At 51.7% G+C, this 11,441-nt stretch carries 12 protein-coding genes and 5 tRNA genes; all 17 read right to left on the bottom strand.

The features are described from left to right. Positions 1-29: 29 nt before the first annotated feature. The 17 genes from nadA to cydA all read right to left on the bottom strand — a co-directional run bounded on the left by nadA (position 30) and on the right by cydA (position 10,928). Complete coding sequence (gene nadA, locus ACMGGS_RS14345; RefSeq protein WP_414163181.1) at positions 30-1,073, bottom strand: quinolinate synthase NadA; 1,044 nt, start codon at positions 1,071-1,073, stop codon at positions 30-32. Between the two features lie 237 nt (positions 1,074-1,310). Then, positions 1,311-1,386 (bottom strand) — tRNA-Lys (locus tag ACMGGS_RS14340). A 33-nt stretch (positions 1,387-1,419) separates the two neighbouring features. Further along, a tRNA-Lys gene (locus ACMGGS_RS14335) sits at positions 1,420-1,495 on the bottom strand. 62 nt (positions 1,496-1,557) lie between these two features. Further along, positions 1,558-1,633: transfer RNA gene (locus ACMGGS_RS14330), tRNA-Lys, on the bottom strand. A 3-nt stretch (positions 1,634-1,636) separates the two neighbouring features. Further along, positions 1,637-1,712 (bottom strand) — tRNA-Val (locus ACMGGS_RS14325). Positions 1,713-1,740: 28 nt separating this feature from the next. After that, positions 1,741-1,816 (bottom strand) — tRNA-Lys (locus tag ACMGGS_RS14320). Positions 1,817-1,990: 174 nt separating this feature from the next. Further along, positions 1,991-2,770 (bottom strand): cell division protein CpoB, encoded by a 780-nt coding sequence (gene cpoB, locus ACMGGS_RS14315; RefSeq protein WP_414163180.1) that lies wholly within the window; start codon positions 2,768-2,770, stop codon positions 1,991-1,993. Between the two features lie 9 nt (positions 2,771-2,779). Further along, the gene (pal, locus tag ACMGGS_RS14310) at positions 2,780-3,304 is read right to left on the bottom strand and encodes a peptidoglycan-associated lipoprotein Pal (protein WP_103677514.1); all 525 of its coding nucleotides are present in this window, start codon (positions 3,302-3,304) and stop codon (positions 2,780-2,782) included. 34 nt (positions 3,305-3,338) lie between these two features. Beyond that, positions 3,339-4,631 (bottom strand): Tol-Pal system beta propeller repeat protein TolB, encoded by a 1,293-nt coding sequence (gene tolB / locus ACMGGS_RS14305; RefSeq protein WP_414166283.1) that lies wholly within the window; start codon positions 4,629-4,631, stop codon positions 3,339-3,341. Positions 4,632-4,763: 132 nt separating this feature from the next. Next, entirely contained in the window at positions 4,764-6,047 is a 1,284-nt protein-coding gene (gene tolA / locus ACMGGS_RS14300) for a cell envelope integrity protein TolA (RefSeq protein WP_414163179.1), read from the bottom strand. A 63-nt stretch (positions 6,048-6,110) separates the two neighbouring features. Continuing rightward, positions 6,111-6,539, bottom strand: a complete 429-nt coding sequence (gene tolR / locus ACMGGS_RS14295; protein WP_276164306.1) for a colicin uptake protein TolR — start codon at positions 6,537-6,539, stop codon at positions 6,111-6,113. 3 nt (positions 6,540-6,542) lie between these two features. Next, a complete protein-coding gene (gene tolQ / locus ACMGGS_RS14290) occupies positions 6,543-7,235 on the bottom strand; it encodes a Tol-Pal system protein TolQ (protein WP_176920481.1) in 693 nt (230 codons plus the stop codon). Then, the gene (ybgC, locus tag ACMGGS_RS14285; RefSeq protein WP_176920480.1) at positions 7,232-7,636 is read right to left on the bottom strand and encodes a tol-pal system-associated acyl-CoA thioesterase; all 405 of its coding nucleotides are present in this window, start codon (positions 7,634-7,636) and stop codon (positions 7,232-7,234) included. Before ybgC ends, tolQ begins: the two co-directional genes overlap by 4 nt. A 147-nt stretch (positions 7,637-7,783) precedes the next feature. Then, the gene (ybgE, locus tag ACMGGS_RS14280) at positions 7,784-8,077 is read right to left on the bottom strand and encodes a cyd operon protein YbgE (protein ID WP_414163178.1); all 294 of its coding nucleotides are present in this window, start codon (positions 8,075-8,077) and stop codon (positions 7,784-7,786) included. Continuing rightward, on the bottom strand, positions 8,077-8,190 hold the full coding sequence (gene cydX, locus ACMGGS_RS14275; RefSeq protein WP_176920478.1) for a cytochrome bd-I oxidase subunit CydX: 114 nt from the start codon (positions 8,188-8,190) through the stop codon (positions 8,077-8,079). Before cydX ends, ybgE begins: the two co-directional genes overlap by 1 nt. 14 nt (positions 8,191-8,204) lie before the next feature. Beyond that, complete coding sequence (gene cydB, locus ACMGGS_RS14270) at positions 8,205-9,344, bottom strand: cytochrome d ubiquinol oxidase subunit II (protein WP_414163177.1); 1,140 nt, start codon at positions 9,342-9,344, stop codon at positions 8,205-8,207. 15 nt (positions 9,345-9,359) lie between these two features. Further along, the gene (gene cydA, locus ACMGGS_RS14265) at positions 9,360-10,928 is read right to left on the bottom strand and encodes a cytochrome ubiquinol oxidase subunit I (RefSeq protein ID WP_194205481.1); all 1,569 of its coding nucleotides are present in this window, start codon (positions 10,926-10,928) and stop codon (positions 9,360-9,362) included. Between the last annotated feature and the right edge of the window lie 513 nt (positions 10,929-11,441).

Genomic DNA, 11,441 nt, shown 5'->3' with positions numbered 1-11,441 from the left:
CCCCAGAGCGTCATCACGCGTTGATATTGTTATGGACGTAGTGTAGCCGCAAAATCAAGCATACGGTTAAGCGGGATCATGGCACCTTCACGCAGCCGCGCGTCAACGTGGATTTCGTGGCTTACGCCACCTGTCTCCAGCCCTTCAGCGACAGCTTTCAGGCCGTTCATCGCCATCCACGGACAGTGGGCACAGCTGCGACAGGTCGCACCCTCACCTGCCGTCGGCGCTTCAAGCAATACTTTATCAGGCACCGCCTGTTGCATCTTCCAGAAAATCCCCCGATCGGTGGCAACAATAAGCTGGGGATGAGGCAGCGTTTTTGCCGCGTTGATTAACTGACTGGTAGATCCTATGGCATCCGCCAAATCAGCAATGGCCTGCGGTGATTCAGGATGCACCAGCACGGCAGCATCGGGATAAAGCCCTTTCATACGAATTAGGGATTGCGTTTTAAATTCATCATGAACAATGCACGCCCCCTGCCAGCACAGCACGTCCGCCCCGGTTTGTTTTTGCACATAATGGCCCAGATGTCGATCGGGTGCCCAGATGATTTTTTCACCTAAGCTATCAAGGTGCTCAATCAATTCGACGGCAATACTGGAGGTGACCACCCAGTCAGCTCGTGCTTTTACCGCCGCAGAGGTATTGGCATACACCACCACCGTGCGGTCCGGATGGGCATCGCAAAAGGCACTGAATTCTTCAATCGGGCAACCGAGATCCAGTGAGCACTCTGCCTGAAGTGTGGGCATAAGAATGGTCTTCTCCGGGCTGAGAATTTTCGCCGTTTCGCCCATAAAGCGGACGCCTGCAACCAGCAGCGTGGAGGCCGGATGTCTGGCACCGAATCTTGCCATCTCAAGCGAGTCCGAGATACACCCGCCGGTTTCTTCCGCCAGTTGCTGAATGTCCGGATCGGTGTAATAGTGCGCCACCATTACCGCATCGCGTTCTTTTAGCAGGCGCTTGATTTTCTCACGGTAAAAGTGCTTTTCATCCCCACTAAGCGGAGCGGGCTTTGGCGGAAACGGGTAAATGGCGTTTTGCGGTTCAAAAAGGGTACTCATGGGCTTCTCGTTTTATGGGCTTAACGTAAAACCTGACTTTTTCGCTTATGAAAGCACTGGCAGGCATTATCGTTTTATATACTAAACAAGATAGCCGATAGCAAAGGGAATGTCATCGGGAACACGCATTTTTATACAGTGGATGGTTTTGTGGAATGGAGAAGAAGATTCAGAGAATTGAAAGATAAACCTACAGCGGTTTTAGATAACAGTGAAGGCAAGATAAACGCTTTGAGATGGTGGGTCGTGCAGGATTCGAACCTGCGACCAATTGATTAAAAGTCAACTGCTCTACCAACTGAGCTAACGACCCCTTGAGGGATTTTACTGCTGTAATCATTCAGGATGGTGGGTCGTGCAGGATTCGAACCTGCGACCAATTGATTAAAAGTCAACTGCTCTACCAACTGAGCTAACGACCCATTTGGGTGTTGCCTGAAAGATTTTTACTCGGACCAGTCAACATCTGAGTTTGATGTTAAATTGGTGGGTCGTGCAGGATTCGAACCTGCGACCAATTGATTAAAAGTCAACTGCTCTACCAACTGAGCTAACGACCCGAGTGGTGGGTGATGACGGGATCGAACCGCCGACCCCCTCCTTGTAAGGGAGGTGCTCTCCCAGCTGAGCTAATCACCCGATACTACGCTGGATACTTCTAAGCAGATGGTGGGTCGTGCAGGATTCGAACCTGCGACCAATTGATTAAAAGTCAACTGCTCTACCAACTGAGCTAACGACCCGCTTTACACCGCTTTTTTGCTGCTTCAGGCTTGTTTAATATCCCGTGGCAACGGCGGCATATATTACTGATTTAAGAATTGAGCGCAACAAAAATTTTGAGGAAGATCACTTAACTGCTTACGATTCAGGCGGCAAGACCAGAAATAGAACGCTTTCTGGTCATGCACTAATCATTACAAACCGGAGAGACGTTTTTGCGCCTGTTTGGCACCATCGGTGCCGGGATACTTGTTGATCACCTGCTGATAAACCGCTTTGGCCTTTGCCGTATCGCCCTTATCCTGCATGATGACACCAACCTTGAACATCGCATCAGCCGCTTTTGGTGATTTCGGGTAATTTTTTACCACGTTGGCAAAATAGTACGCCGCATCATCCTTTTTCCCCTTGTTGTAATTCAACTGACCCAGCCAGTAGTTAGCATTAGGTTGATAAGTTGAATCCGGGTACTTTTTGACGAAGTTTTGAAACGCCGTGAGCGCATCGTCCTGGCGCGATTTATCCTGCACCAGCGCGATAGCCGCATTGTAATCGGTATTCGCATCACCGCTCTGCACTGGTGCGCCAGAAGTAGCAGCGCCAGCATCAGATGACGTGGCCCCATTCTGAACGCCGGTCGCTGGCTGCGCGGCTGCGCCACCGCCACTGCTAAGGCTATCTATCTGCAACAGGATCTGCTTTTGTCGCTCAACCACCTGGTTAAGCTGATACTGATTTTCCTGAATCTGACCGCGCAGGGTATCGATGTCAGACTGATTATCAGTAAGCTGCTGCTGGAGCTGAGTTAAAAGCTGGCTGTGAGCATTCGAAATACGCTCAAGTTGAGTGACGCGGTCTTCGACCGAGCCGGAGCCGACACTACTGATTGGTGCCTGAGCAAAAGCGGCCCAGGGGGCCGCTATTCCAACCAGTAACGACAGACTCAACAGATGATGTCTGAAGTTACTGCTCATGCCATTCTCTTAGTAAACCAGTACGGCACGACGGTTTTTGGCATAGGCCGATTCGTCGTGACCCAGTACTGCAGGTTTTTCTTTACCGTAAGAAACGATGGAGATCTGATCAGCAGAAACGCCTTTACCCTGCAGGTACATTTTAACGGCGTTGGCACGACGTTCACCCAGGGAGATGTTGTACTCAGGAGTACCACGTTCGTCCGCATGACCTTCTACGGTGACTTTGTAAGACGGGTTGCTACGCAGGAAGTTAGCATGCGCGTCCAGCATTGCAGCGAAGTCAGAACGGATATCGTACTTGTCCAGATCGAAGTAAACGATATTGTTCTGCTGCAGCTGCTGCATCTGCAGACGAGCTTGTTCTTCAGAAGAGGCATTACCGCTACCGTTAGCATCCATACCAGTGCCGGCACCGTTCAGCATGCCGCCTTCGCTACCGTCATTGCTGGCGTTTTTGTTGGACGAACACGCTGCGATTGCCATAACAGGCAGGGCAATCATCAGGCCCTTCAGCACTTTGTTCAGTTGCATTTCTTTAATTCCTTTAGTAATCAATTAATTATTATCACAGATACGGCGACCAGGCAGGGAATTTAACCTGACCATCAGTTGCCGGAAGACGCGCTTTGAAACGCCCATCTGTTGAAACCAGATTCAGCACAGATCCCATCCCCTGAGAAGAGCTGTAGATTACCATAGTGCCGTTAGGTGCCAGACTTGGCGTTTCATCCAGGAACGTTGACGACAGAACCTGTACGCCACCCGCTACCAGATCTTGTTTGGCAATGTGTTGCTGTCCGCCATCGGAGCTTACCATTACCATAAATTTACCATCGGTGCTTACATCCGCATCCTGGTTTTGTGAACCCTGCCAGCTAATACGCTGAGCCGCGCCGCCATTAACATTCACTTTATAAACCTGCGGACGACCTGCCTGGTCAGAGGTGAATGCCAGGTTCTGACTGTCCGGGAACCAGGTTGGTTCAGTGTTATTGCTGCGACCGTCGGTGACCTGGCGGATCTGGCCAGAACCAATATCCATCACGTACAGATTCAGGCTACCGGTTTTCGACAGGGCGAAAGCCAGTTTACTGCCATCCGGTGAGAATGCCGGCGCACCGTTATGACGCGGGAAGGAAGCAACCTGACGTACAGCGCCGTTAGCCAGCGTCTGGATAACCAGCGCAGAACGACCGCTTTCGAAGGTTACGTAAGCCAGTTTATCGCCTTTCGGAGACCAGGCCGGAGACATCAGCGGCTGCGGCGAACGGTGAACCACAAACTGGTTGTAGCCATCGTAGTCAGAGACGCGCAGTTCATACGGGAACTGGCCGCCGTTGGTCTGCACTACGTAGGCGATACGAGTACGGAACGCGCCCTTGATACCGGTCAGCTTTTCAAATACTTCGTCGCTGGCGGTATGACCTGCGTAACGCAGCCACTGCTTGTTCACTTTGTAGGTGTTTTGTGCCAGCACGCTACCTGCAGCCGCGCCAGTATCGACGAGCTGATAGGAGACACTGTAGCTACCGTCAGGATTAGGTGAAACCTTGCCGACAACAACAGCATCAATGCCCAGCGCTGACCATGCAGCTGGCTGAACTTCCTGCGCCGTGCCCGGCTGCTGTGGCAGCTTGGTGCGATCTAACGTGTTAAATTTACCGCTGTTACGTAAATCCGCTGCAACGATACCGCCAATATCTTCAGGCGCGGCACCCGGCCCCGCCCACTGGAATGGCACAACGCCAATTGGGCGTGCTGAGTCCACCCCCTGGGTGATCTCAATACGTACTTCCGCGTGCAGCACTGCTGCCCACAGCATCAGAAAACCAAATGCTACTCGTAATGCCTGCTTCATCATATCTCCCTTATCCAGGCGGAAAGCCCACGATAATTTAGCAGAATGTTAACAAACTAAAATGGACAAAACTACTTTCACCCTGCGACTAAACCTGGTCTATTTTTCCTTGTTTGCATAGGAAGAAATGGCTTAAGGTTTAAAATCCATTGGCGCATTTTTGAAAGTCTCATAAATCCCTTCACTCGGAGGTTTAGGGAATTTGGACATTCGATTGGTGGCTGCAAGCATAGCCTGACAAAATGCTGGATCTCCATCTTCTATCTTAGCATCAAGCAGCGTCCCATCTCTTGCCAGCCGGATACGCAAGGTACAAACTTTACCCTGATAACTACTCCAGTCATGCAGGTAATTCTTAATTGCTGCCTGAACTTGCGAACCGTAATCATTAATTTCGCCTTGGGTAGGGCCATTTGCTTTATTATTGCCCTGTCCTGGCGAGGAAGGATTACCCGTTTTCGGTGCATTCTTACCGGAACTGAGATCGCCAAAGAGATCATCCGCTTCAGCGGCGGCTTTATCGGCAGCCGCTTTTGCAGCTGCTTTCTTATCGGCAGCCGCTTTCGCAGCCGCGGCTTTTTTATCGGCCGCCGCTTTATCCGCAGCAGCCTTGTCAGCGGCTTTCTTATCCGCCGCAGCTTTATCCGCCGCCGCTTTTTTATCTGCGGCAGCTTTGTCGGCAGCAGCCTTATCTGCCGCTTTTTTCTCAGCGGCCGCTTTCTCAGCAGCGGCTTTTTTAGCCGCGTCAGCTTCCGCTTTCTTCTGCGCATCGGCGGCCGCTTTGGCAGCATCCGCTTGTTTCTTCGCATCGGCTGCGGCTTTGGCTGCTTCAGCTTCGGCCTGTTTCTTCGCGTCCGCAGCGGCTTTGGCTGCTTCAGCTTCGGCCTGTTTCTTCGCGTCCGCAGCGGCTTTTTTGGCCACTTCGGCTGCTTCTTTCGCCTGAGCATCGGCTTTCGCTTTTGCAGCAGCTTCAGCCTTCGCCGCAGCTTCCTCAGCCTGCTTTTGCTGCTCTTTCGCTTGCTGCGCTTTCGCTTCAGCCTGCTTCTGCTCTTCCGCCTGCTCGCGTGCTTTTTCCTGGGCGGCCAGACGTTCCTGCTCCAGCTTTTTCAGTTCTTCCTGTTTTGCCGCCTGCTGTTGACGCAGTTCTTCTTCCTGCTGCTGCTCCTGCTTTTTCCGCTGCTCAGCAGCACGTTTGGCACTCGCATCCTGTGCTTTAGTACGGTTATATTGTTCAACAACCGCGCCGGAATCGACCATTACTGCGTCGATAGAGGAGCCACCTCCCCCACCCGCAGAAGCTTCAATATGCTCGTCGAACGATCCCCAGATCAGTACCGCAATCAAAATGATGTGCAGTACGACCGAGATGATGATCGCGCGTTTAAGCTTGTCGTTTTGTTCGGTTGCCTTTGACACTCTCGGTTCCCAAAAACAGTTTGCCCGCTACCTGCCGTATTAACGTCAGGAGTATGCAGATGATCAAATAGGCTGCGTCATCAAACCAACCGATTTCACACCCGCAGTATGTAGCAGGTTCAGCGCTTTAATAATTTCATCATATGGCACGTCTTTCGCGCCACCAATTAAGAAGACCGCTTTCGGATTCGCCTTCATGCGACTCTGGGCTTCGGCAATAACCTGTTCAGGCGGCAACTGCGGAAGCTCTTCCTGACCCACCTTGACGCTGTACTGCCCTACACCAGAAACCTGCACGATAATCGGCGGATCGTCATTTGTGCTGACAGCCTGCGTTTCGGTCGCTTCAGGCAGATCCACCTCGACGCTCTGAGTAATAATCGGCGCGGTGGCCATAAAAATCAGCACCAGTACCAGTAACACGTCCAGCAACGGTACGATGTTGATCTCAGACTTCAGTTCGCGGCGACCTCTTCCACGTGCTTTAGCCATGATTTACCCCTTAGTGCTCTCGCTACTGGTAAACGCCTGACGGTGCAGAATGGCGGTGAACTCTTCCATAAAGTTGTCGTAGTTAAGTTCCAGCTTGTTGACGCGCTGGTTCAGACGGTTGTAAGCCATAACCGCCGGGATGGCGGCAAACAGACCGATTGCCGTGGCGATCAACGCTTCTGCGATGCCTGGTGCAACCATTTGCAGGGTAGCCTGTTTCACCGCGCCGAGACCGATAAAGGCGTGCATGATCCCCCATACGGTGCCGAACAGGCCGATATACGGGCTGATGGAACCGACTGTGCCCAGGAAAGGAATGTGCGTTTCCAGCGTTTCCAGCTCGCGGTTCATTGAAATACGCATCGCCCGCGAGGCCCCTTCCACCACCGCTTCGGGTGCATGGTTGTTGGCGCGGTGCAGACGGGCAAATTCTTTAAAGCCGCTGTAAAAAATTTGTTCGGACCCGGCAAGGCTATCGCGACGGCCCTGGCTCTCCTGGTAAAGACGAGACAGCTCGATGCCCGACCAGAATTTGTCTTCAAATGCTTCCGCTTCACGCGTGGCAGCACGGAGAATACGAGTTCGCTGGATGATGATGGCCCATGATGCGATTGAAAAACCCATCAAAATCAGCATGATTAGTTTCACCAGAAGGCCAGCCTTCAGGAACAAATCAAGGATATTCATGTCAGTCACTGCTTAAACTCCGCGACAATAGACTTGGGAAGCGCACGAGGCTTCATTATGAGTGGATCAACACAGACGATAAGAACTTCAGCTGCGTTCAGGATCGTGTTCTCTGCGTTGACGATACGCTGCGTGAACACCAGCGAGGTACCACGCATCGATGTTATTTCCGTTTGAACGTCGAGCATGTCATCGAGTCTGGCGGGCGCAAAATAATCAATAGTCATTTTACGCACCACAAAGGCAACTCGCTCAGCCAACAGTACCTGCTGGCTAAAGTGATGGTGGCGCAGCATCTCCGTGCGAGCTCTTTCATAAAAAGCCACGTAGCTGGCGTGGTAAACCACACCACCGGCGTCAGTATCTTCATAGTAGACACGTACCGGCCATCGAAACAGCGTTGTATTCACTTTACATCCCAGTAACGCAATAAGGTTAGCGCTTTCAAACTTCGCTACTATACGCGCGGGAAAGGTGGTTTGGAATGGGTTGACGTAAACGTAGAGTAAAAATTTATGGGCTTTTGCAAGCCCATAAACGTAAAGATGTGTACTTGCTCAATTAAAGAAAAAAATCAAGCCGGTAATCAGGACAAAATCAGCGAGTAGTGGGCAAAAAACGCCCTGCCAGATAATGGCTCGCGGACGGAACCCCACCCCGTGAATCACGCCGGCGCAGACTGCCCACATTAATACTAAGCCGTGCCAGATGGCGAGTTCACTGGTCTTCGCCGCAAAGCGGGTCGGATCCCAGAACATACAGCCTGCCAGCACTAATGCCATGATCAAAGAAAGCGCCCGTAGCGGGCGCTTATCCATTACCGCATACAGCGTCGCGATAATTTTTACCATCAGAGTCTTTCTTCACCCGCTTTCGACGCTTCAACGTGTTCCAGCGCCAGGGCGGTGATCACGCCGAATGCACAGGCAAGAAGCGTTCCGAGGATCCATGCGAAATACCACATAATGTGCTCCTTACTTAGTACATAGAGTGAGTGTTGCTTTCGATATGTTCTTTGGTGATGCGACCAAACATTTTCCAGTAACACCATGCGGTGTAGAGCAGAATGATCGGCACGAAAACCAGCGCAACAAAGGTCATCAGGTTTAACGTCATCTGGCTGGATGTCGCATCCCACATTGTCAGGCTTGCATTCATCATGGTGCTGGACGGCATCACGAACGGGAACATCGCGATACCCGCCGTCAGAATGATACAGGCCAGGGTTAATGACGAGACGACAAACGCCAGCGCCCCTCTTCCCAAACGTGAAAGCAGGATGGTCAGCAGCGGCAGGCCTACGCCCAGCGCAGGAATGAGCCACAGGGCTGGCATATTATTGAAGTTAACCAGCCATGCGCCAGCCTGACGCACCACTTCTTTGCTCAGCGGGTTGGAGGCAGCGTGATGATCGACTGCGGATGTCACCACATAACCATCAATACCGTACATCACCCACACGCCTGCCAGAGCAAAACCCACCAGCGTGACCAGGGCTGCAATTTGCGCAGTCGCGCGAGTGCGCAAATGCAGCTCGCCCACGGTACGCATCTGCAGATAGGTTGCGCCCTGAGTAATGATCATCGCCACGCTGACCACACCCGCCAGCAGGCCAAACGGATTGAGTAACTGGAAGAAGTTACCGGTGTAGTACAGACGCATATATTCATCGACGTTGAACGGTACGCCCTGCAACAGGTTGCCGAACGCCACGCCAATCACCAGCGGCGGCACGAAGCTACCGATGAAAATGCCCCAGTCCCACATGTTGCGCCAGCGCGACACTTCAATCTTCGAACGGTAGTCAAAGCCTACCGGGCGGAAGAACAGCGATGCCAGCACCAGGATCATCGCGACATAAAAGCCGGAGAACGCCGCGGCGTAGACCATCGGCCACGCGGCGAATAATGCGCCACCGGCGGTGATCAGCCACACCTGGTTACCGTCCCAGTGCGGGGCGATGGAGTTAATCATGATTCGACGCTCGGTGTCATTACGACCGAGGATACGAGTGAGCATGCCCACCCCCATGTCGAAGCCGTCAGTGACTGCAAAACCAATCAGCAGAACGCCAATCAACAGCCACCAGATAAAACGCAATACTTCATAATCGATCATTTGACGACTCCTGTCTTAGCGTGCCGGCTGGGAAGCGACGGTGGACTGTTCGTAGTGATAACGACCGGTCTTCAGGCTGCTCGGGCCAAGGCGGGCAAATTTGAACATCAGGAACAACTCTGCCACCAGGAACAGTGTGTACAGGCCGCAAATTAACAGCATAGAGAAGATCAAATCGCCCGGCGTTAATGATGAGTTCGCCACGGCGGTCGGCAGAACTTCACCGATAGCCCACGGCTGACGACCGTATTCAGCGACAAACCAGCCGGATTCGATAGCGATCCACGGCAGCGGAATGGCATAGAACGCGGTACGCAGCAGCCAACGTTTTTGCCCGATACGGTTGCGGATCACGCTCCAGAACGACGCGGCGATGATCAGCAGCATCAGTACGCCACAGGCCACCATGATACGGAAAGCAAAGTACAACGGTGCCACGCGAGGGATAGAATCCTTCGTTGCCTGCTGGATTTGCGCTTCGGTCGCATCAGTCACGTTCTCGGTATAGCGCTTGAGCAGCAGACCATAACCCAGATCTTTCTTCACATTATTAAATTGTTCACGCACGCCCTGATCGGTAGAGCCAGCACGCAGTTCTTCCAGCAGGTGATACGCCCGCATCCCGTTACGAATACGCTCTTCATGCTGCACCATCAGGTCTTTCAGGCCGATAACCGGCGTGTCGACAGAGCGGGTGGCGATAATGCCCAGCGCGTAAGGAATTTGAATGGCGAAATGGTTTTCCTGCGAATCTTGATCGGGAATACCGAACAGCGTAAAGGACGCTGGTGCCGGCTGGGTTTCCCATTCAGCTTCGATAGCAGCAAGTTTCGTCTTCTGCACGTCGCCCATTTCGTAGCCGGATTCATCACCCAGTACGATAACAGAGAGCACCGCCGCCATACCGAAGCTGGCCGCGATAGCAAAGGAACGTTTGGCAAACGCAATGTCACGACCGCGCAGCAGGTAGTAAGCACTGATACCCAGAATGAACATCGCACCGCAGACGTAACCAGAGGCAACGGTGTGGACGAATTTCACCTGCGCGACAGGGTTGAGCACCAGCTCGGAGAAGCTGACCATTTCCATACGCATGGTTTCGAAGTTGAAATCCGATGCGATAGGGTTCTGCATCCAGCCGTTAGCGACGAGGATCCACAGCGCAGAGAGGTTAGAGCCGAGCGCCACCAGCCAGGTAACCGCCATGTGCTGAACTTTGCTCAGGCGATCCCAGCCGAAGAAAAACAGACCGACAAAGGTGGACTCAAGGAAGAAGGCCATCAGCCCTTCAATGGCCAGCGGCGCACCGAAGATATCGCCCACGTAGTGAGAGTAGTAAGACCAGTTAGTCCCGAACTGGAACTCCATAGTCAGACCGGTAGCCACACCCAGCGCGAAGTTGATACCAAACAACTTGCCCCAGAATTTGGTCATATCTTTATAAATCTGTTTGCCGGAAAGGACATAAACCGTTTCCATAATGGCCAGCAGGAACGCCATACCCAGCGTCAGCGGCACAAACAGAAAGTGGTACATCGCAGTCAAGGCAAACTGTAAGCGCGACAGTTCGACTATATCTAACATTATGACTCCTTGCTCATCGCATGAAGACTCCGAGAGTGAACCCCATCAAACAGGATCACACGCATGCCCCAATACAAATTATCTGTGACTTTTCTGCCGCAGGAGGCGGATTTTTTCAAATCGTTATGCCAGGCTGCTTGAAAAGTTACAAATACGTTAATAAAAAACTCAAATTGATCCCGCAAATATACTACGCTGTAAAACCCTTACAATAAACAGGTTTTTATCGAGTAATTTTACGATTTTCGATGCCGATCAATATCTGCCCATTTTACGATTATAGAGCTTGTTTGATCTGCAACAATTTAGCTCTTTTCCGTGATTTTATCAAAGGATTACTTTTTGATATAAATCAATTTTTGCCATTTTGTTAATCATGTAGGCATTTAAAGCGCATCGTGAAATTTATGTTAATGCCATGATCTTTAATGATATCAGTAGTGATAAATTATTGGATATTGAGGCAAAAAAGCCAAATGAATTTAATAAAAAGAGAATAACGGCATCTGACAG

It is taken from the genome of Superficieibacter sp. BNK-5 (genome assembly GCF_047456055.1).
GTDB lineage: Bacteria > Pseudomonadota > Gammaproteobacteria > Enterobacterales > Enterobacteriaceae > Superficieibacter.
This window is presented reverse-complemented; position numbering and strand designations above follow the sequence as displayed.

Bases quoted from the DNA above. Each gene is read 5' to 3' on its own strand.
- pal (WP_103677514.1), bottom strand. From the start codon at position 3,304: ATGCAACTGAACAAAGTGCTGAAGGGCCTGATGATTGCCCTGCCTGTT.
- cydB (WP_414163177.1), bottom strand. From the start codon at position 9,344: ATGATCGATTATGAAGTATTGCGTTTTATCTGGTGGCTGTTGATTGGC.
- cpoB (WP_414163180.1), bottom strand. From the start codon at position 2,770: ATGAGCAGTAACTTCAGACATCATCTGTTGAGTCTGTCGTTACTGGTT.
- cydA (WP_194205481.1), bottom strand. From the start codon at position 10,928: ATGTTAGATATAGTCGAACTGTCGCGCTTACAGTTTGCCTTGACTGCG.
- tolB (WP_414166283.1), bottom strand. From the start codon at position 4,631: ATGAAGCAGGCATTACGAGTAGCATTTGGTTTTCTGATGCTGTGGGCA.
- cydX (WP_176920478.1), bottom strand. From the start codon at position 8,190: ATGTGGTATTTCGCATGGATCCTCGGAACGCTTCTTGCCTGTGCATTC.
- nadA (WP_414163181.1), bottom strand. From the start codon at position 1,073: ATGAGTACCCTTTTTGAACCGCAAAACGCCATTTACCCGTTTCCGCCA.
- ybgE (WP_414163178.1), bottom strand. From the start codon at position 8,077: ATGGTAAAAATTATCGCGACGCTGTATGCGGTAATGGATAAGCGCCCG.
- tolR (WP_276164306.1), bottom strand. From the start codon at position 6,539: ATGGCTAAAGCACGTGGAAGAGGTCGCCGCGAACTGAAGTCTGAGATC.